The following is a 17916-nucleotide window of genomic DNA, read 5'->3' as shown; positions in this document are numbered from 1 at the left end:
CCATGACGGTTATGGCAGAGCGTGCGTCGTCTCAGTTGTCGGTGGACATGTTCGAGCGGATCGCCGAGTTCGCCGAGAGGGAGGACGAGACCGTCAGGTTCGAGTTCGTCGACGGACGGATCGGGCTCAAGAAAGTGACAAACGGCAACCACAACACGATCACCATGTGGCTAATCCGTCAGTGCATGCGTGCTCGGCCCGACTTGGACCTCAACCCTTTGCAAGGGATCAAGGTGGAGGCCTACCGCAAGGGTCGGGCCCGGCCTGATGGGGTGCTCGCCCCTGTTGATCATTTCGTGGGCCAGGGGGAGTGGGCGGACCCCCGGGGCGTGCTGATGGCGGTCGAAATCACGTCCTACGACTCGGACACCCATAAGCGCGACCGGATCGAGAAGCCTCGGGCGTACGCCGAGGCAGGTATCCCGGTCTATCTGCTGATCGACCGGGACAACTTGTCCATCCTCGTGCACAGCGATCCGGACGTGGAGGATGGGTACCGGGACATCCACGTGGTCAGGCTTGGCGGCAAGGTCACCCTCCCAGATCCCGTCGGCATCGAACTCGACACTGAGGAACTCAAGCAGTACGTCGACTGAGCCGCTACCTCAAGTCGTCATGTCCCGCCGCCGCAACCCCGCCAGCCCTGAGGCGGTGAGCGCGGCCGCCAGCGCCAGCAGCACCAGCACCGCCCCCCACTCCATCCCCCCGCCCGGCAGCTTCGGCAGATGTCCGAACGGCGACAGGTCCAGCACCGCCTGTGGAACGTCCAGCGCGGGCCCCACCCAGCCGATCAGCAGCACCGCCCCGGCCACTCCCCACGCCGCCGTCGCCGCCCGCGGCAGCACCCCGTACAGCAGGACCGTCAGCCCGCCGACGACCCACACCGCCGGGAGCTGCACCAGGCAGGCACCCAGGATCGGGCCGACCTGCTTGCCGTAGCCGGCCGCGAAGCCCAGACCGGCGAGCAGCATGATCAGTGCGGACCCGGCGAAGGCGATCACCAGGTGGCCCGCGGCCCAGCGCAGTCGGCCGACGGCGTTGGCCAGCAAAGGCTCCGCCCGCCCCGAGGTCTCCTCGCCGTGCAGCCGCAGCACCGACGCCACCACATACAGCGCGGCGATGAGCCCCAGCATCCCCACCATCGACGCCAGGAACGCGTCCGTGATGCCGGCCTGTCCGCCCATCCGCTCGAAGATCTCCCGAGCGTTGTCGTTGTCCCCGACCAGATCGGCCACCCCGTCGGTCAGCCCGCCGTAGACGACCCCGGCGAGGAAGAAGCCGATCGACCAGCCGAGCACGCTCCCGCGCTGCAGCCGCCAGGCCAGCCCCGCGGCAGTGGCGAGGCGGCCGTCGGCGGGACCGGGGCGTGCGGGCAGGAAGCTCATGCCGACGTCCCGGCGCCCGGCGAGCTCGTACGCCACCGCACCCTGCGTCAGAGCGGCCCCCGCGAACAGCAGCAGCACCCACCACCGCTCGCCCGCGAACGGCCGCAGGTTCTCCAGCCAGCCCAACGGCGACACCCACGTCAGCGCCGACGAACCGTCGTCCGACGTCGAGTCGCCCGCCGCGCGCAGTACGAACGCGGCGCCCACCAGCCCCGCCGTCAGCCCTCGCGCCAGCCGCGCGCTCTCCGTGAACTGGGCGACGATCGCGGCCAGCGTGGCGAAGACCATGCCGACCCCGGCGAGCCCGAGTCCGAGGGCCAGTGCCCCGGCGGCGCCCTGGCCGGCGAGCCCGGCCGTGACCAGCAGCGCCAGTACGGCGTTCGCGACGGCCGCCGTCAGCAGGGCCGCCGTCAGGGAGGCCCTGCGGCCCACCATCCCGGACGCCACCAGCTCCTGACGGCCGCTCTCCTCCTCGTCCCGGGTGTGCCGTACGACGAGGAGCATGCTCAGTACGGCCGCGAGGGCGCCCGCGTACACGCCGACCCGCCAGGCCGTCAGCGCGCCGATGGAGTCGTCGAAGACCGGGCCGATCAGGGCGCGGAAGGAGGCGTTGGTGGCGGTGTCCTGGACGAGGCCGGCGCGGTCGGCGGGGCTGTCGTAGAGGTTCTCCAGGGTGTTCGGCATGGAGAGGATCATGAGGGCGTTCACGCCCACCCAGACCGGGATCATCAGCCGGTCGCGGCGCAGTGCGAAGCGCAACAGCGTTCCGGTGCCCGCCAGTTGGCGCGAGCCCGTCGGCCGTACGTCGAAGGCGGTGGCGGTCATCGTGCGGCCACCTCTTCCGGCAGGTCGTCCTGGTAGTGCCGCAGGAACAGTTCCTCCAGCGTCGGCGGCGTCGAGGTCAGCGACCGGACGCCGGACTCGCTGAGCGAGCGCAGTACGGCGTCGAGTTTGTCGGTGTCGACCTGGAGGCGGACGCGCCGGCCCTGGACGGCGAGGTCGTGGACGCCCGGCAGACGTGACAGTCCGTTGGGCGGGCCGACGAGTTCGGCCGTGACGCTCGTCCGCGTCAGATGGCGCAGGTCGGCGAGCGAACCGCTTTCGACGGTACGGCCCTTGCGGATGATGCTGACCCGGTCGCAGAGTTCCTCGACCTCGCTGAGGATGTGCGAGGAGAGCAGGACCGTGCGGCCGCGCTCGCGCTCCTCCTCGACGCAGCGCTGGAAGACCTCCTCCATCAACGGGTCCAGGCCGGAGGTCGGTTCGTCGAGGATCAGCAGGTCGACGTCGGAGGCGAACGCGGCGACGAGGGCGACCTTCTGCCGGTTGCCCTTGGAGTAGGTGCGGCCCTTCTTCGTGGGGTCCAGTTCGAAGCGTTCGACCAGGTCCGCCCGCCGCTGCTGGTCGAGGCCGCCGCGCAGCCGGCCGTAGAGGTCGATGACCTCGCCGCCGGAGAGGTTGCGCCACAGGGTCACGTCACCGGGTACGTAGGCGATGCGCCGGTGCACCTCCACCGCGTCGGCCCAGGGGTCGCGGCCGAGCACCTGCGCGCCGCCCGAGTCGGCGCGCAGCAGGCCGAGCAGGACGCGGATGGTGGTGGACTTGCCGGCGCCGTTGGGGCCGAGGAAACCGTGGACCTCGCCCGTCTCGACCTCCAGGTCGAGGCCGTCGAGCGCGTGCGTCCTGCCGAACGACTTGTGCAGTCCGGAGACGGTGATTGCCTTCGTCATGCTTCAGAACGTACGCTTCTTTCAGAAATTTGTGAAGCTAAGGAAGCGTATGAAACCCCGATAGGATGGGCGCATGGATGGGCACACGGACACGCGCATGACGGAATCAGCCGGAGCCGGCCGGGACGCCGAGTCCGTGTCGAAGTTCGTGGAGTCCTTCGCGGCACAGCTCGTCGAGGCCGGCATGCAGCGCATGGCCGCCCGCGTCTTCTCCGCCCTCCTCGCCTCCGACAAGGGCGTGCTGACCTCCGCCGAACTGAGCGAACAGCTCCAGATCAGCCCCGCGGCCGTCTCTGGCGCGGTGCGCTACCTCGCCCAGACGCACATGGTGTCCCGCGAGCGGGAGCCCGGCTCACGCCGGGAGCGCTACCGGGTCCACGGCGACCAGTGGTACGAGGCCCTCACGAACCGCGAAGCCGTCCTGAAGCGATGGGAGGCGGCCCTGCGCGAGGGAGTCAACAGCCTCGGCGCGGACACCCCGGCAGGCCGCCGCCTGGCCGAGACGCTCGCCTTCTTCGAGTTCGTCGAGGTCGAGGTCGCGTCGATGATGGAGCGCTGGCGGGTGCACCGGGAGAAGACGTTCGGGCAGGGCTGATCTCCGATTCCGGTGATCGACTGCGCCGGTGTAGTGGAATGACTACGCTGAGTTGCGGCTGGTCCGTATCCAGGTGGAGGGCGCATCATGACACTCATGGCAGAGCGACCGGTGATAAGCGGCAGCGACTTCGAGGAGCTTCTGGACCTCCTTGACGAGCTGCACGTGCCCGACGGCTACAAGGCCGAGATCATCAGGGGAAGAATCGTCGTGTCGCCGTGGTCGAAGGGCTATTACGCGGATGTGATGGACCTGGTCTGCGATCAGCTGCGCCCCCATCTCCCCGAGGAGCACCGCATCACTTGGGGTCCCCTGTTGTACTCGTTCCCCGGCCTTGAAAGCGCTTGTGGCCCCGACATCCACGCTGCTCACCGACGTGCCCGCCGCACCACCAGCCACCGCCTCGATGGGCAAGCCCTCTCGTTCGTCGCTGAGCTCACTTCCCCTTCGACCCGAAACGACGACCTGACTGACAAGGTCGACGTCTACGGCAAGGCAGGCATCCCCATCTACCTCCTTCTCGACATGCAGGAAGGCCAGGCCACCGTCTACTGGTCGCCGTCGCCGCAGGGATACCAGGGACACCTCACCAAGCCGTTCGGCGAGAAGCTCTACTTCCCGGAGCCCTTCGATTGCCCGCTCGACACCGAAGGCTTCCAGGCCCCGGAGGAGGACGAAGAAGAACCCGGAGAGCAGGAAGGGGCCTGACCGCTCACCCCGCCGGCACCGTAAGCCCCCAAGCCCCCTCCCGCACCACCCACGTCCGCGTCCGCACCGGCCCCGACACCTCCGTGTCCGCCCGGTACCGGAAATGCGCCCCCGACACGGTCACCGTCCGGCCCGCGGCCAGCAAGGGCGACGCCTCCGCCCCCACCGAGAGCGGACGCACCTCCACCTCGGCCACCCCGTCGGCGCCCGGTGCCACCGACACCGCCTCCACCGGCTGGTCGAGGTCCACCAGGGTCGTGCCGTCGACCTCGACACGGAGCCGGGACGGGCCGGACGGGGGCGGGGAGTCGCCCCGGGCCGGCACCAGGGTCCGTACGAGGGACTGGCAGGTCCGCAGCCAGGGTCGTCCCGCACCCGCCCCCACCGCGGTGGCCCCTGCCGACGCGGCGGGGTCCCGTATCGGCGGGATCCGCAGCCCGCCGAGGACCACGCCGTCGCTGTCGTCCACGAGCAGGTCCAGGCGCCGCTCAGCGCCGTCCAGGACGGCCCGGGCCGCCGCCACCGCCCCCGTCGGCACCCCGAGGGATTCGGCCAGCGACAGCGCGGCGCCGACCGGCACCACCGACAGCACGCATCCGGCCAGCTCCCGCTGCCGGTGCAGCAACGTCACGGCACGGGTCAGCGCCCGGTCGTCGCCCACGACCACGGGCCGCCGCGCACCCCTGCGGGTCAGTGCGCGGGCGAACTCGTCGGGATCGTCCGGCAGGCACACCTTCGTGGCCGCACCCGCGCTGAGCACGTCTTTCGCGATCCTGACGGACTCCCCGTCCGTCCGCCGGGCAACCGGATCGATCACCACCAGCAGCTGATCGGACATCGCGAAAGTCGCCACCTCGGCCATGCCTCGCTTCCTCGGGTAGCATCTTTGTGCAAGAGCCCCTTGCGCTATTGCGCCAGGGGCTTCGTCTATTCCGGGGCCATCCGGTCCGACGGTTCACGGCCAACGACGGTCGCGACCTGTCGTGGTGTACACGGCCAAGACCCTCCGTGTACACCCCTGACCTTGGACATGCCCCGCCCGGAAGGGGTGTACGCGCGTGCCCGCACTTGTGCTGCTCGGTGCTCAGTGGGGTGACGAAGGCAAGGGAAAGGCGACGGACCTGCTAGGCGGATCCGTCGACTATGTGGTGCGCTACCAGGGCGGCAACAACGCCGGCCACACGGTAGTCGTGGGTGATCAGAAGTACGCCCTCCACCTGCTCCCTTCCGGAATCCTGTCCCCGGGGTGTACCCCGGTCATCGGCAACGGTGTCGTCGTCGACCCGTCGGTCCTGCTCTCCGAGCTGAGCGGTCTGAACGAGCGCGGCGTCGACACGTCCAAGCTCCTCATCAGCGGAAACGCGCACATCATCACGCCGTACAACGTGACGGTGGACAAGGTGACGGAACGCTTCCTCGGCAAGCGGAAGATCGGCACCACCGGTCGCGGCATCGGCCCGACCTACGCCGACAAGATCAACCGCGTCGGGATCCGTGTGCAGGACCTGTACGACGAGTCGATCCTCACCCAGAAGGTCGAGGCGGCCCTCGACGTCAAGAACCAGCTGCTCACCAAGCTGTACAACCGGCGTGCCATCGCCGTCGACCAGGTGGTCGAGGAGCTGCTGGGCTACGCCGAGAAGATCAAGCCGTTCGTCGCCGACACGGTCCTGATCCTCAACCAGGCCCTCGAGGACGACAAGGTGGTCCTCTTCGAGGGCGGCCAGGGCACCCTCCTCGACATCGACCACGGGACGTACCCGTTCGTCACCTCCTCGAACCCGACCGCGGGCGGTGCCTGCACGGGCGCCGGCGTCGGCCCGACGAAGATCAGCCGGGTCATCGGCATCCTCAAGGCCTACACGACCCGCGTCGGCTCCGGTCCCTTCCCGACCGAGCTCTTCGACGAGGACGGCGAGGCGCTGCGCCGCATCGGCGGCGAGCGGGGCGTCACCACCGGCCGTGACCGGCGCTGCGGCTGGTTCGACGCGGTCATCGCCCGCTACGCGACCCGCGTGAACGGCCTGACCGACTTCTTCCTCACCAAGCTGGACGTCCTGACCGGCTGGGAGCAGATCCCGGTCTGCGTGGCGTACGAGATCGACGGCAAGCGCGTCGAGGAGCTCCCGTACTCCCAGACCGACTTCCACCACGCGAAGCCGGTCTACGAGATGCTGCCGGGCTGGAGCGAGGACATCAGCAAGGCCAAGTCCTTCTCCGACCTCCCGAAGAACGCCCAGGCGTACGTCAAGGCGCTGGAGGAGATGTCCGGCGCGCCGATCTCCGCGATCGGCGTCGGGCCGGGCCGGGACGAGACGATCGAGATCAACTCGTTCCTGTAGACCCGTGGTCATGGAAACTGCGCCGCGTCCGACCTCCGGACGCGGCGCAGTTCTGTGTGTACCTACCGGACGGCGGCCAAGCTCAGTCTGCGCACCTGAGTCGTGTAAAGAGCCGCAGACCACCAGTACAACCCGGCTCCCCAAATCGCCAGCGCCCATCCGAAAACGCTCGCAAACTGAGCCAACGCGTCCCCTTCGTCGGCCAACAGGAGCAGGGGGAATGCGTACATGAGGTTGAAGGTGGCCGCCTTGCCGATGAAATTGACCTTGAGCGGTCCGTATCCGATCCGCCGCAGGGTGGCGATATTGAGGGCCATGAATACGTCACGCGCGAGAAGCAGGGCCAGGAACCACCAAGGGACGATGTCCCGCAAGACCAGCGCGAGCAGCGTGGAAATCGTATAGAGCCGGTCGGCTGCCGGATCCAGAACCTGGCCGAGGCGGGTGATCTGGTTCCATCGGCGAGCCAGTTTCCCGTCAAGGTAATCAGTGACACCACTGACCACCAGCAGGGCGATTGCCCATCCGTCGCGACTCGGATTTCCGAAGTAGGGCTGGAGAACGAGCCACAAGAACACCGGAACTCCGGCAACCCGCAGGGCACTCAAAGCGTTTGGGATCGTCAATACCTTGTCAAGGTGATCCTTTTCCACTTCCCTGCCTCCAGCTGGGGCGCCCAAAGCCCAGAATTCTGATTCCAAGTATAGATGGAACCTGATGTTACCAGAGTTCTCACGCCATTCCGGCGGTCATGGGTCGCCCTATAGCATTTGAGGCATATCGGGACATTGGTGACCCGTCGCGGCCGCAGCCGCTCATGGCTTTCTTTTGTAGGGGGTCACGCGATTTCCGGCAATGGCGGAAACAACCAGAAGTGATCCACGGCTGCTCGGCTTCTGCTGCCGAACTCTCAGCCGGCGCCACCAGGGCTGCGGGTCGTCCGGCTCCACGGGTGCGTCCGGCAGCGCCGAGAAGACGCCGGCCTTCGCGTGCCAGCCGCGGAACACGCCGCGGAACAGGGGGTGGGGTTCGTGCGGTGAGGGGCCCCTCGATGAAGCCACTGTGCTCTCCTTCGCTGTCCCGTTACCGTTAACGTGACCGGTAACGAGATTCTTGCCCAGGGGAGCGGATTCCGTCAACGCCCGCCGTCGGACGGCGATGGCACGGCAGGCCGGTGAACCTGGTTGACTTGGACACCGGGCGGCACAGGGACAGAAGTGAGTGGGCAGCGTGGCCGGACAGCGGGAAACGGAAGATCAGCGGGCGCGAGGTGTGGGAACCGTCAAGCGCGTCACGCTCCGTGACGTTGCCCAGGCGGCAGGCGTGTCCCACCAGACCGTCTCCCGGGCGATCAACGGCAAGGGGGAGATCGACCCGGCGACTCAGCAGCGCGTGCTCGATGTCGCGAGGCAGCTGCGGTACCGGCCCAGCCGGTTCGGTCGGGGGCTCGCCCGCCCGGACGTCGTTTCCGTCGGCCTCATCGTCCCCGACGTGGTCAACCCGTTCTTCCCGGAGTTCGTGGCCGGAGTGATCGCGGCCGCGGACGAACGCGACTGGCAGGTGCTCGTGGCCAGCACCGAGAACGACCGGTCCCGGGAACTGGCCCTGGTCCGCTCACTCGGCCAACAGGTCGATGCTCTCGTCGGCTACATCAGCCATCCCGACGAACAGCTCGAGCCGTACGTGGGCACCATGCCGCTGGTCATAGTCGATCGCGGGCTGGACTCGTCGAACCACGCCTTGGTCCACATCGACACCGCGGCCGGAATTCGGGCCGGGCTGCAGCACCTCGTCGACCGTGGCCATCGCCGGATCGGCATGATCGACTGCGAGTGCCTGAGCGCCCCGTTGGTCCGGCGCCGCACCTTCCTCGAAGTCGCCGCCGAACACGCGCTGCCCGTCGACGAGGACTGGATCGTCATGGGTGAGCAGTCACCGGCCGGGGGCGCCGCCGCCTTCGAGGCGTTGCACGCCGCGCGCCCGGACCTCACCGCCGTGGTCGCCTTCAACGATCTGGTGGCGATCGGCGCGCTCCGGGCCGCCCGCCGGCTCGGCGTCCGAGTGCCGGACGACTGCGCACTGGTCGGCTACGACGGGCTGAGCGTCGTCGACCTGGTCGACCCGCCCCTGACCACCCTCCACCTCGACAAGCGACGGCTGGGCGAACTGGCCATCCACCAGGTCGGCCAACTCCTCGCGGGCGAACTGCCGCCCCCCATCGTCCTGACGCCCAGCTTGAGCGTCCGCAGCACGACGTGACCCAGTCGGCGGAGGTGGGTGTTCGGTGGGTGTTCTAGCCGACCGGTAGCGCGATGAACGCGGCCCAGGCCTTGCCGGAGACGGTGAGGTTGGGGCCGTCGGGGTTTTTGGAGTCGCGGATGTGGATGGCGGTGGCCGTGGCGTGGGGGCAGGGGGCGACTTCGAGGCACTGGCCGCCGCCGCCGTCGCTGTACGAGGACTTGCGCCAGGTGTAGGCGACTTCGATGCAGGCGCCGCCACCGCTGTCGCTATAGCTGGACTTGAACCACCGCAGGGGCTCGGTGCGGGTCATCGTTTCTCTCCTGCCAACTGCTCGATGAGGCTCAGTGAGTCGTCGGGACTCAGGGCCTGTGCACGGATCCTTGCATAGCGGTGCGCTAGTTGGGACACCTCCGCAGGTTCGCTGATCAGGATGCCTTGGTCCTCGACCTCCAGGTACACAACGTGCTGGTGGTCCTCGGTCTCCACGAGGTGCATGCCTCCCCGGTCACCGGCGTACGTCCCGCGCAGCCCACGCTCCAGAGGCAGCACCTGTACGCATACATTGTCTCTCCGGGCGTCCTCGGCGAGCGAGCGCAATTGTCCGCGCAGGATCTCCCAACTGCCGAACGGTCGCCGTAGCACGGTCTCTTCGAGGATCAACTCGATCATCGGGGCCGGGTCCCGGTCGAAGATCGCCCTGCGGGCCAGTCGTGCCTCAACCAGTTCCTCGCGCTTCTGCTCCGAGACCGGGGGATAACCACCTCCGATCAGCGCCCGAGCGTAATCCTCGGTCTGGAACAGGCCGTCGACCACGAGCGTCTCGTACGAGCACAGCGTGACCGCCCCGGCCTCCAGCTCCGAGAACCCCCGGAACCGAACCGGGTACTTCTCCAACAGCATCCACCTGCGCGCCTTTTCGAAGACCCCTAACCCACCCCCGATCTCCTCCTCCAACTTCACCAGCATCTGATCACTCGCGGGTTGCGCACACGTCTCCATGGCGCTCACCGCCGCCGCCGTGTACCCGAGCCGGTCGCCCAACTGGGGCTGTGTCAGCCCCTGTTGCTCACGCAACGCCTTTGCCAGGGCGGCGACCAGATGTGCCGTACCGCCCGCCTCCGACTTGTTCTCCGCCCGCGCCATTGCGGTCACCTCCGAACTCAACCGAACTCAACCGGTCACAACTCACGGGCGCCGCCACTCAACCGTGTTCAACCGGCGACTCAGAGTCATGGATCAAGCTAGCCGCACACCCCCAAACTGGCCCTGTGAATACGCAAACCGACCTGACCTGGGTCCCGGCGACCGGCGTTCAACTTCGCAAGGCGGGCGTCCAGTTCGACGCGATCAGAGTCGACGGCGAGGAGGGCCGGGATGTCGCCGACTGGCTCGCGCGGATGACCGGCGGTGATCCGGGGCCGATCGTGGAGTCGGCGACGGGCCGGCGCGGGGTCTACTTCCTCGTGCCCGTCGGCAGTACGTCCCACCGCGCCTGGCCCGACCACGTCACCCGCTTCACCGCCGGTCCGAGCCGCATCTCGTACATCCCGGTGCCCGCGCTCGACGGCCTGACCTGGCCCTTGAGTTGGCGCTACCGCCCGACGACCCCCGACCGCCTGGTGCACACGCGCCTGCTGTGCACCGTCCTTCACTCGCAGGGGTGAAGAACGCGAACTTCCGCCTGGGAAAAGGTGGTTTCGGCTTGCAATCCGCGCTTTGCGTGGCCATAGAGTCACGGCAGCAAAACGAAATGCCCCCGCGGTGCGCCAACACCCGGGGGCTCGACACCAGGAGCGAACCCTCCGGATGCGTACTCATCGTACGACGCCTGCGCGCGTCTTTTCAGGCTTCTCTGCCGCCCTTCTCCGCGACCGGAGCATCTCCTGGCCCGCGGTGGACGTACTGACGTACCTATGGACCCTCCCGAACGGTGCCCGCGTGAGCATCCGAACCGGGCGGGGTCGGACCGCCGCCGCCCTGCGTGAGCTGGAGGAACTGCGGTATGTGCGGCGGGTGGTGCGGGAGGGTGCCCGGGCCGGTCAACGCACCGTCGCCTACGAGGTGTTCGACTCGCCGTGCGAGGCCTTAACCCCCACGGGTGAATTCGAAGAAGTCGAGGAAATCGAGGAAACCGGGGATCGGCACGCGCCGAGCCGGATGACCGTGCGTGCCGCGCACCTGCTCATCTCGCTCCGGGACATCGATCCCCGGCTCACGCTCGACGGCCCCGAGGCGATGCGGCTCGCGCCGCTCGTGGAGGAGTGGTGGGCGCGGGGGGCCGGTGTCGCGCGGGTGCGGGCGGCGCTGGCGTACGAGTGGCCGGGGCCGGTGTACTCGGCGGCGGCGCATGTCGAGGCGTGTCTGAGGCGCGGGTGTCCGCCTGCGCCGATCGCCCCTCCCGTCACGGTGGTCGAGGTCGAGCTCCGCGGGGCCGGTGCCTGGTCCTGGCGGTCGGCCGTGCGGCGCGGCGGTGAACTGGTCCGGGGGTTGCTGACGGGGCGAGCGGTGCCCGCGTAGGTGAACCAGGGACTCCCGGCCGTACAGCCGTAGGCCGGGTCAACACAACTGGAAGGAATGCGATGACCCTGACACTCGAACGCCCTGAGGTGGTATACCGCCGGTATACTCTCCTCATGGCTGACACCACGATCAAGGTCGACCCCGCTGTCCGAGACCGCCTTCAGGAGCTGGCTCGGGAGCGCGGGATGAGCATGCGGGACTTTGTGGCGGAGCTGGCCGGGGCCACGCCCACCAAGGAAGAGCTGCGGAAGCAGTACGAGGAGACCAGGGCGTACGTGGAGGAGCACTTCCTGGGGCGCCCGTACACCGAGGAGGACGAGAAGGCCGGCGAGACGCTGTGGGCCGACCTTGAGGCCGGGCGTATCGGGGAGGTCCAGTGACGAACGAGGAGCGGTACCCGCTGCCGCGGGCCGTCGTCTTCGACGACACGGCCGCCCTCGCACTCGGTGCCGGGAACAGCATGGCATCGCGGCTCGTCGTCGAGGCCGAGAAGGACCCCGCCCTGCGTGTGTACATCCCGGCCCTCAGCCTCGCGGCGGCAGAACGCGAACGGGCCGGTGTCGCCGAGCACCTCGGCGCGCTGCCGTCGATCAACATCGAGGGGCTGGACTTCCCGGCCGCCGCCGCTGTGGGCAAGTGTCTACGGACGGCGGACTCGGCGGACGAGGGCAAGGGCGAGCCGGACTGGAGCGGAGCCCACGTTCTGCACCTCGCCCTGCCCACCGTCGAGTGGCCGCGCGGTCGCCCGGTCCTGACCAGGACGCCGACCCGCTATCGGGGTACGGGCATCCGGACCATCCGCATCGTCGAGCAGAGCTGACTCCTGCCTCGGCGGGAGCAGGTCGACGGGCAAAGCGCGCATAGCACGCATACCGTGGAAAACCCCCAGGAAGGTGAGTGCTATGCGTGTGCTGCTCCAGGCCCGGCTCGACACGGAGAAGACCAACGACGTCATCCGCGGCGGCAAGATGCCGCAGGTGATGCAGGAGCTCATGGAGGCGTTCAAGCCGGAGGCCTCCTACTTCACCGCGACCAACGGGGTCCGCACGATGTTCCTGGTCTTCGACATGCAGGACTCCGCCCTCATGCCGCCGCTCACCGAACCGCTCTTCGAGACGTTCGGCGCTCAGGTGGACTACACGCCGGTGATGAACCTCGACGACGTGCAGAAGGGGCTGTCCCAGCTGAAGTAGGTCAGTGGGGCAGTGAGGCAGTGGCTCAGCTGAAGACGATCATCGAACCCTGTGCCAGGCTCCGTGTCGCCGCCGCGTGCAACCCCAGCCACACATGTCGTTCACGGGCGAACGGGCTGGCGTCGTAGGGGGCCGGTACCGCCGGTTCCTCCAAGGCCGTCGGGGCGAGCGGGGCCTGGGGGGCGGCCGGGGGGTTGGCCGGGTCGATGCCGATGACCGGGGCCACGAACTCCAACTCGCGCAGCAGCGCCTGGGAGGAGCCCAACGGGCCACCGCCCGCGAGGAGTTCGTCGTTGGAGAGCGGGCCCGGGAAGTCCACGGGGACGTAGGCGCCCGCGTGGTCGTAGTGCCAGACCAGGTGGGACTGCTTGGCCGTGGTCTCGAACATCTCCAGGAGCTGTTCGTAGTCGCCGCCCAGTTCGTCGACCGGGGTCACCGGGAGGCCGCAGACCTGGAGCAGGTACGCGCGGCGCAGGAAGTGCAGCGCGTCGTAGTCGAAGCCGGCGACCGGTGCGACGTCCCCGGACAGGCCCGGCATGTACTGGTACACCGGCACCGGCGGCAGCCCCGCCTCGGCCAGCACCTTGTTGTATTGCGCGAGTTCCTCGGCGAAAGGGTTGTCGGGGGTGTGGCACAACACGTCGACAAGCGGTACCAGCCACAGGTCACAGGCCAAAAGAGGGCTCCTCGCACAGTCGCGTAGTACGTCGGTCAGGGAAGGGTAATCGGTGGGGCCCGGGGGCGGACCCCCCTAGGCCCCGTCTCGTGCGGACCCTCGGACAAGTCCCCGCTCGTGCAGGTCCCATACCCACGCTCCGTCCACTCACCTCCCCGGGCGGCCCACCAGCTTCTCCACGGTCTCCCGCAGGGCGTCCGGCGCGGCCCAGGAGTTCGCGCGGCCGCTGCTGCCGGGTGCCGATCGTGGCCCCCGGGGCCGAACGGGGGTCGGTCGCCGTGGTGTTGTCCTCGGGTGGACAGGTCCGGGGGGCTCGGTGCGGGCCTGCGGGCGTTCGGGGGCCGTCGGCAGCTCCCGTTCGCGGATCATTCGGCTGCCAGTCGCTCGATCAGGGCCAGGGAGCCCGCGTCGTGGTCGGCGATGATCGAGCGGGCCTTGGGCAGGTCCCGGCGCATCAGGGCGTCGACCAGGTCGGTGTGCCCGCACCACAGGTGGCCGCGGAGGTCGTCGATGTGGCGCAGGTGCTGGACGGCGCAGACCCAGGACTGCACGCGCAGCCGGTGCAGGAAGTCGGAGAGGTAGGGGTTGCCGAAGAGGGCGCCCAATTCGCGCCAGAAACGCAGGTCGTAGCCGATCAGGACGGTGAGGTCGCCGGCGGTGGCGGCGCGCTGGGCCTCCTCGGCGCGGCGGCGTACCCCGACCACGGCGGCGTGGACCTGGGGGTCGTCGGGGTCGCGGTGGCGGGCGGTGTCGGTGGCCAGGACCTGGAACATGCCGTTGGTGACCAGGCCGCGGGCCTCGACGATGCCGCGGAAGTCCTCGACGGAGTACTCGTGGACGCGGAAGCCGCGGTGCTGGTCGGCTTCCAGGAGGCCCTGTGCGGAGAGGTCGACGAGGGCCTCGCGGACGGGGGTGGCGGAGACGCCGTACTGTTCGGCGATCTCCTTGACGGTGAACTCGCGTCCTGCCTGTAGGCGGCCGGCCAGCACCTCGTCGCGGAGGGCGTCCGCGATCTGCTGCCGCAGGGTGCTCCGGGTTACGGAGCCGTTGCCGCCTTGGCCGGGCATGGTCGGGGCGTCTCCCGTCGTCGCGATGTGGTGGGCGTACACCTGTATGTCTACGAGCACGCCACCTTACGCGTTCGGATTCCACCCAACCTTTCCCTCGCCCCCGCCGCCCCTACCCGTCCCATCCCTGGGGGCTGCGCCCCCAGACCCCCGCTGTCGGCCCTCCGGGCCTCGTCCTCAAACGCCGGACGGGCTGGAGGTGCCTGGGCGGGCGGAGTCCCCTCGGGTGGGTGGGGGCTCAGGACAGGCAAGACCTCGTCCTCGAACGCCGGACGGCCTGGGAGACCTAGGGGCGCGGGGAACTGCGCGACCAGCCCCCACCGGGCCGCGGCCGTGCAGCCGTTCGGTGGCCTTGTCTTCCAGTGCCGGGCGGGCTGGGCCACCTAGGGGCGCGGGGAACTGCGCGACCAGCCCCCGCCGGGCCGCGGGGAACTGCGCGACCAGCCCCCACCGGGCCGCGCGTGAGGGTTAGGTCGTGTGCTCGTCAGCCACCGTCAGTGCGGCGTCCAGTACGGCCAGCCCCTCCTTCAGCTCGCCCTCGCTCACGTTGCACGGCGGCACGACATGGGTCCGGTTCATGTTGATGAACGGCCAGACGCCTCCGGCCTTCACGGCGGAGCCGAATGCCGCCATGGCAGCGTTGGCCTCACCCGCGGCGTTGTAGGGCACCAGCGGTTCGCGGGTCTCCCGGTTCCTGACCAGCTCCACGGCCCAGAACATCCCGACGCCCCGCACCTCGCCCACACAGGGATGCCGCTCGGCCAGCTCCCGCAACCCGGGCCCCACCACCTCCGCTCCCAGCCGGGCGGCGTTCTCGACGACGCCCTCCTCGGCCATGACGTTGATCGTCGCGACGGCGGCAGCGCAGGCCAGCGGGTGCCCGGAGTACGTCAGACCACCGGGGTACGGCCGCCTGGCGAAGGTCTCGGCGATGGCCCCGGAGATGGCGACGCCGCCCAGCGGCACATACCCGGAGTTCACACCCTTCGCGAAGGTCAGAAGGTCGGGCGTGACGTCGTACAGGTCCGCCGCGAACCACTCCCCGGTCCGCCCGAACCCCGCCATGACCTCGTCCAGGACGAACACGATCCCGTACTTGTCGCAGAGTTCGCGGACCCCAGCCAGGTAACCGGGCGGGGGCAGCATGATCCCCGCCGTTCCCGGAACCGTCTCCAGGATGATCGCGGCGATCGTCGACGGCCCCTCGAAGACGATCGTCGTCTCCAGATGCTCCAGCGCCCGCGCGCACTCCTGCTCCTCGGTCTCGGCGTGGAAACGGGAGCGGTAGAGGAACGGCGCCCAGAAGCGCACGACCCCGGCCGAGGCGCTGTCGGAGGCCCAGCGTCGCGGGTCACCGGTGATGTTCACGGCCTGCTGGGTGCCGCCGTGGTACGAGCGGTACGCCGACAGCACCTTCGGACGGCCCGTGTGCAGCCGGGCCATCCGCACCGCGTGCTCCACGGCGTCCGCGCCGCCGTTGGTGAAGAAGATCTTGTCCAGGTCGCCCGGCGTCCGCTCGGCGATCAGCCGGGCCGCCTCGGACCGGGCCTCGATGGCGAAGGCGGGCGCGAAGGTGGTCAGGTGTGCGGCCTGCTCCTGTATCGCGGCGACGACCTTCGGGTGCTGGTAGCCGATGTTGGTGTAGACGAGCCCGCTGGTGAAGTCGAGGTAGCGCTTGCCGTCGTAGTCCCAGAAGTACGACCCCTCCGCACCGGCGACGGCGAGCGGGTCGATGAGTTCCTGCGCGGACCAGGAGTGGAACACATGCGCACGGTCCGCGGCCTTCACGGCGGCGCCGGTCTCTGGATCAGGCTGAGGGGTCATGCAGCCGAGCGTAGGAACCGGCGCCGCGACGCGATATCGGCGTCATGTCTGCGGTCGGTGGCTTTCCGCGACAGGTTGTCGACCCGTGCGCGGTGCCACCGCTAGACCAGCCTCTCCACCAGCATGCCCAGAGCCGAGCGCGGGACGGTTCGGTCCGTCTCGCTGTCCGTCTGGCCCCAGGCCGTACCGCCCGTGGAGTTCGAGCCCTTGGTGTCGTTGACGCCCTGGAAGACGCCGAGGTCGAGGGGCCCGTCGTCCGCGGCGGCGGGGAGGGCGGCGGCGAGGAGGGCCGCGCCGGCGAGCGCGGCGGCAGCGATGATCTTCATGCCCGACACAACGACGGTGACGGCGAGAGGATGTCCTGTTATGCGCCTTTGGTGTTAATTGGCTGGTGTGTCGAGCGTGGGGGTGGGGAGGAGATTGACAGTTTGCTGTCTTGATGACAGCATGTTGTCAATCGCCCCGGCGTGGGACGTCAGGCCCAGTCCTCAGGAGGAGCCATGAACCCCCGCAAGCCCGTCCATCTCGCCGTCTACGACACCCTCGCCGACTGGGAACCCGGCCACGCCACCGCCCAGCTGGCCCGCGCCGGATTCGAGATCCGTACCGTCGGCCCGACCCGCGAACCCGTCACCACCATCGGGGGCCTGCGCATCCAGCCCGACCTGGCCCTGGCCGACGTACGGCCGTCCGACGCGTCCCTGCTGATCCTCCCCGGCGCCGACCTCTGGGACGCTGGTGACGAACTCGCCCCCTACGCCCGCACCGCCCGCGCCTTCCTGGATGCCGGGGTGCCGGTGGCCGCGATCTGCGGGGCGACGGCCGGGGTGGCGCGCGAAGGCTTGCTCGACGACCGGGACCACACCAGCGCGGTCTCCTTCTACCTGGCCGCGACCGGATACGCCGGCGGCGATCGGTACGTCGAGGCCGACGCCGTCACCGACGGCGGGCTCGTCACCGCCGGCCCCACCGAACCCGTCGCCTTCGCCCGGGAGATCCTGCGGCTGCTGAAGGTGTACGACGACGAGGCCGTCGACGCCTGGTACCGCCTGTACCACGACTCCGACGCCGAGGCGTACGCCGTACTCGAGAAGGCCGGTGTCCTGTGAGCCGGGAGCGACAGGATCTGCTCAGCCGCAGCGCGCTCGGGGTCTTCCGGCTCAACGGCCAGTTCCTCGCGGTCGCCGAGGAGTTGGCCAGGCCCGCCGGGCTGACGGCGGCCTGGTGGCAGGTGCTCGGCGCGGTGCTCGGCGAGCCTCTTCCCGTCGCCGGGATCGCCCGCGCCATGGGCATCACCCGGCAGAGCGTGCAGCGCATCGCCGACCTGCTGGTGGACAAGGGACTCGCCGAGTACCGGCCCAACCCCGCCCACCGCCGCGCCAAGCTCCTCGCGCCCACGGAACAGGGACGCGCGGCGATCTCGCGGATCAACCCCGGCCACGCGGCCCTCGCCGACCGGCTGGCCGAGGCCGTCGGGGAGGCGGAACTCGCCGATGCCGTACGGATTCTGGAACGGTTGTCGAAGGCCCTCGACCAGATCGCCGCTCCTGTTACGGAACCGTAGACGCCCACCCGCTCACCTCCCCATATGCCGCACTATCGTGGGGCCGTTGCGTAAGCGGGGGCGTGCGTCGG

The 17916-nt window shown here is 69.3% G+C and carries 22 protein-coding genes; 12 read left to right on the top strand and 10 right to left on the bottom strand.

Going from position 1 to position 17916, the window contains the following annotated elements; all coding sequences use genetic code 11:
• Positions 1-2 precede the first annotated feature (2 nt).
• A complete protein-coding gene (locus ACFZBP_RS06970) occupies positions 3-596 on the top strand; it encodes a Uma2 family endonuclease (protein ID WP_391410679.1) in 594 nt (197 codons plus the stop codon).
• A gap of 9 nt (positions 597-605) precedes the next feature.
• On the opposite strand, the gene ACFZBP_RS06965 is transcribed toward ACFZBP_RS06970, so the two are convergent.
• Together ACFZBP_RS06965 and ACFZBP_RS06960 are read right to left on the bottom strand one after the other, a co-directional pair.
• Positions 606-2210: an ABC transporter permease gene (locus ACFZBP_RS06965; RefSeq protein WP_391410677.1), complete on the bottom strand. Its 1605-nt coding sequence runs from the start codon at positions 2208-2210 to the stop codon at positions 606-608.
• Complete coding sequence (locus tag ACFZBP_RS06960; protein ID WP_391410675.1) at positions 2207-3115, bottom strand: ATP-binding cassette domain-containing protein; 909 nt, start codon at positions 3113-3115, stop codon at positions 2207-2209. Before ACFZBP_RS06960 ends, ACFZBP_RS06965 begins: the two co-directional genes overlap by 4 nt.
• A gap of 97 nt (positions 3116-3212) precedes the next feature.
• Here ACFZBP_RS06960 and ACFZBP_RS06955 point away from each other — a divergent pair, with 97 nt between their 5' ends.
• Both ACFZBP_RS06955 and ACFZBP_RS06950 read left to right on the top strand, forming a co-directional pair.
• Positions 3213-3710 (top strand): GbsR/MarR family transcriptional regulator, encoded by a 498-nt coding sequence (locus tag ACFZBP_RS06955; RefSeq protein WP_383456477.1) that lies wholly within the window; start codon positions 3213-3215, stop codon positions 3708-3710.
• An 87-nt stretch (positions 3711-3797) separates the two neighbouring features.
• Entirely contained in the window at positions 3798-4418 is a 621-nt protein-coding gene (locus tag ACFZBP_RS06950) for a Uma2 family endonuclease (protein WP_391410672.1), read from the top strand.
• Between the two features lie 4 nt (positions 4419-4422).
• Here ACFZBP_RS06950 and ACFZBP_RS06945 read toward each other — a convergent pair whose 3' ends face one another.
• Positions 4423-5280 (bottom strand): diacylglycerol kinase family protein, encoded by an 858-nt coding sequence (locus tag ACFZBP_RS06945; protein WP_383456483.1) that lies wholly within the window; start codon positions 5278-5280, stop codon positions 4423-4425.
• A gap of 196 nt (positions 5281-5476) precedes the next feature.
• On the opposite strand from ACFZBP_RS06945, the gene ACFZBP_RS06940 reads away from it, so the two are divergent.
• On the top strand, positions 5477-6760 hold the full coding sequence (locus ACFZBP_RS06940) for an adenylosuccinate synthase (RefSeq protein ID WP_391410669.1): 1284 nt from the start codon (positions 5477-5479) through the stop codon (positions 6758-6760).
• Between the two features lie 62 nt (positions 6761-6822).
• On the opposite strand, the gene ACFZBP_RS06935 is transcribed toward ACFZBP_RS06940, so the two are convergent.
• On the bottom strand, positions 6823-7413 hold the full coding sequence (locus ACFZBP_RS06935; RefSeq protein ID WP_391410667.1) for a CDP-alcohol phosphatidyltransferase family protein: 591 nt from the start codon (positions 7411-7413) through the stop codon (positions 6823-6825).
• A gap of 568 nt (positions 7414-7981) precedes the next feature.
• On the opposite strand from ACFZBP_RS06935, the gene ACFZBP_RS06930 reads away from it, so the two are divergent.
• Entirely contained in the window at positions 7982-9019 is a 1038-nt protein-coding gene (locus ACFZBP_RS06930) for a substrate-binding domain-containing protein (protein WP_391410665.1), read from the top strand.
• Between the two features lie 34 nt (positions 9020-9053).
• Here ACFZBP_RS06930 and ACFZBP_RS06925 read toward each other — a convergent pair whose 3' ends face one another.
• Together ACFZBP_RS06925 and ACFZBP_RS06920 are read right to left on the bottom strand one after the other, a co-directional pair.
• The gene (locus tag ACFZBP_RS06925) at positions 9054-9311 is read right to left on the bottom strand and encodes a DUF397 domain-containing protein (protein WP_391410663.1); all 258 of its coding nucleotides are present in this window, start codon (positions 9309-9311) and stop codon (positions 9054-9056) included.
• Positions 9308-10153, bottom strand: coding sequence for a Scr1 family TA system antitoxin-like transcriptional regulator (locus tag ACFZBP_RS06920; protein ID WP_391410661.1), 846 nt, complete (start codon positions 10151-10153; stop codon positions 9308-9310). The genes ACFZBP_RS06925 and ACFZBP_RS06920 overlap by 4 nt, the downstream gene beginning before the upstream one ends.
• 116 nt (positions 10154-10269) lie before the next feature.
• Between ACFZBP_RS06920 and ACFZBP_RS06915 the strand changes: the two genes are divergently transcribed.
• The 5 genes from ACFZBP_RS06915 (at position 10270) to ACFZBP_RS06895 (ending at position 12714) form a co-directional block, all read left to right on the top strand.
• On the top strand, positions 10270-10665 hold the full coding sequence (locus tag ACFZBP_RS06915) for a hypothetical protein (RefSeq protein ID WP_391410659.1): 396 nt from the start codon (positions 10270-10272) through the stop codon (positions 10663-10665).
• 274 nt (positions 10666-10939) lie between these two features.
• A complete protein-coding gene (locus ACFZBP_RS06910; protein WP_391410657.1) occupies positions 10940-11518 on the top strand; it encodes a hypothetical protein in 579 nt (192 codons plus the stop codon).
• A gap of 116 nt (positions 11519-11634) precedes the next feature.
• Positions 11635-11901, top strand: a complete 267-nt coding sequence (locus ACFZBP_RS06905) for a hypothetical protein (RefSeq protein WP_391410655.1) — start codon at positions 11635-11637, stop codon at positions 11899-11901.
• On the top strand, positions 11898-12341 hold the full coding sequence (locus ACFZBP_RS06900) for a hypothetical protein (protein ID WP_391410653.1): 444 nt from the start codon (positions 11898-11900) through the stop codon (positions 12339-12341). Before ACFZBP_RS06905 ends, ACFZBP_RS06900 begins: the two co-directional genes overlap by 4 nt.
• Before the next feature lie 82 nt (positions 12342-12423).
• Positions 12424-12714: a hypothetical protein gene (locus tag ACFZBP_RS06895; RefSeq protein ID WP_383456512.1), complete on the top strand. Its 291-nt coding sequence runs from the start codon at positions 12424-12426 to the stop codon at positions 12712-12714.
• A gap of 25 nt (positions 12715-12739) precedes the next feature.
• On the opposite strand, the gene ACFZBP_RS06890 is transcribed toward ACFZBP_RS06895, so the two are convergent.
• From ACFZBP_RS06890 to ACFZBP_RS06875, 4 genes are all read right to left on the bottom strand, one after another.
• Positions 12740-13390 (bottom strand): hypothetical protein, encoded by a 651-nt coding sequence (locus ACFZBP_RS06890; protein WP_391410651.1) that lies wholly within the window; start codon positions 13388-13390, stop codon positions 12740-12742.
• A gap of 365 nt (positions 13391-13755) precedes the next feature.
• Positions 13756-14457 (bottom strand): GntR family transcriptional regulator, encoded by a 702-nt coding sequence (locus tag ACFZBP_RS06885; RefSeq protein ID WP_383456520.1) that lies wholly within the window; start codon positions 14455-14457, stop codon positions 13756-13758.
• A 468-nt stretch (positions 14458-14925) separates the two neighbouring features.
• Complete coding sequence (locus ACFZBP_RS06880; protein WP_383449369.1) at positions 14926-16281, bottom strand: aspartate aminotransferase family protein; 1356 nt, start codon at positions 16279-16281, stop codon at positions 14926-14928.
• 101 nt (positions 16282-16382) lie between these two features.
• Positions 16383-16607, bottom strand: a complete 225-nt coding sequence (locus ACFZBP_RS06875; RefSeq protein WP_391410648.1) for a hypothetical protein — start codon at positions 16605-16607, stop codon at positions 16383-16385.
• 174 nt (positions 16608-16781) lie between these two features.
• On the opposite strand from ACFZBP_RS06875, the gene ACFZBP_RS06870 reads away from it, so the two are divergent.
• Positions 16782-17390, top strand: a complete 609-nt coding sequence (locus ACFZBP_RS06870; RefSeq protein WP_383449371.1) for a type 1 glutamine amidotransferase family protein — start codon at positions 16782-16784, stop codon at positions 17388-17390.
• Positions 17387-17845 (top strand): MarR family transcriptional regulator, encoded by a 459-nt coding sequence (locus ACFZBP_RS06865; RefSeq protein WP_391410645.1) that lies wholly within the window; start codon positions 17387-17389, stop codon positions 17843-17845. Before ACFZBP_RS06870 ends, ACFZBP_RS06865 begins: the two co-directional genes overlap by 4 nt.
• Positions 17846-17916 lie beyond the last annotated feature (71 nt).

Origin of the sequence: Streptomyces sp. NPDC008086 (genome assembly GCF_042957325.1) — a bacterium.
Classification (GTDB): Bacteria; Actinomycetota; Actinomycetes; order Streptomycetales; family Streptomycetaceae; genus Streptomyces.
The sequence above is the reverse complement of the archived record's forward strand: the minus strand, read 5'-3'. Positions and strand labels throughout refer to the sequence as shown.

Excerpts from the sequence above, each read along its gene's own strand:
- ACFZBP_RS06970 (WP_391410679.1), top strand. The coding sequence starts at position 3 with ATGACGGTTATGGCAGAGCGTGCGTCGTCTCAGTTGTCGGTGGACATG.
- ACFZBP_RS06965 (WP_391410677.1), bottom strand. The coding sequence starts at position 2,210 with ATGACCGCCACCGCCTTCGACGTACGGCCGACGGGCTCGCGCCAACTG.
- ACFZBP_RS06960 (WP_391410675.1), bottom strand. The coding sequence starts at position 3,115 with ATGACGAAGGCAATCACCGTCTCCGGACTGCACAAGTCGTTCGGCAGG.
- ACFZBP_RS06955 (WP_383456477.1), top strand. The coding sequence starts at position 3,213 with ATGACGGAATCAGCCGGAGCCGGCCGGGACGCCGAGTCCGTGTCGAAG.
- ACFZBP_RS06950 (WP_391410672.1), top strand. The coding sequence starts at position 3,798 with ATGACACTCATGGCAGAGCGACCGGTGATAAGCGGCAGCGACTTCGAG.
- ACFZBP_RS06945 (WP_383456483.1), bottom strand. The coding sequence starts at position 5,280 with ATGGCCGAGGTGGCGACTTTCGCGATGTCCGATCAGCTGCTGGTGGTG.
- ACFZBP_RS06925 (WP_391410663.1), bottom strand. The coding sequence starts at position 9,311 with ATGACCCGCACCGAGCCCCTGCGGTGGTTCAAGTCCAGCTATAGCGAC.
- ACFZBP_RS06905 (WP_391410655.1), top strand. The coding sequence starts at position 11,635 with ATGGCTGACACCACGATCAAGGTCGACCCCGCTGTCCGAGACCGCCTT.
- ACFZBP_RS06895 (WP_383456512.1), top strand. The coding sequence starts at position 12,424 with ATGCGTGTGCTGCTCCAGGCCCGGCTCGACACGGAGAAGACCAACGAC.
- ACFZBP_RS06885 (WP_383456520.1), bottom strand. The coding sequence starts at position 14,457 with ATGCCCGGCCAAGGCGGCAACGGCTCCGTAACCCGGAGCACCCTGCGG.
- ACFZBP_RS06880 (WP_383449369.1), bottom strand. The coding sequence starts at position 16,281 with ATGACCCCTCAGCCTGATCCAGAGACCGGCGCCGCCGTGAAGGCCGCG.
- ACFZBP_RS06875 (WP_391410648.1), bottom strand. The coding sequence starts at position 16,607 with ATGAAGATCATCGCTGCCGCCGCGCTCGCCGGCGCGGCCCTCCTCGCC.
- ACFZBP_RS06870 (WP_383449371.1), top strand. The coding sequence starts at position 16,782 with ATGAACCCCCGCAAGCCCGTCCATCTCGCCGTCTACGACACCCTCGCC.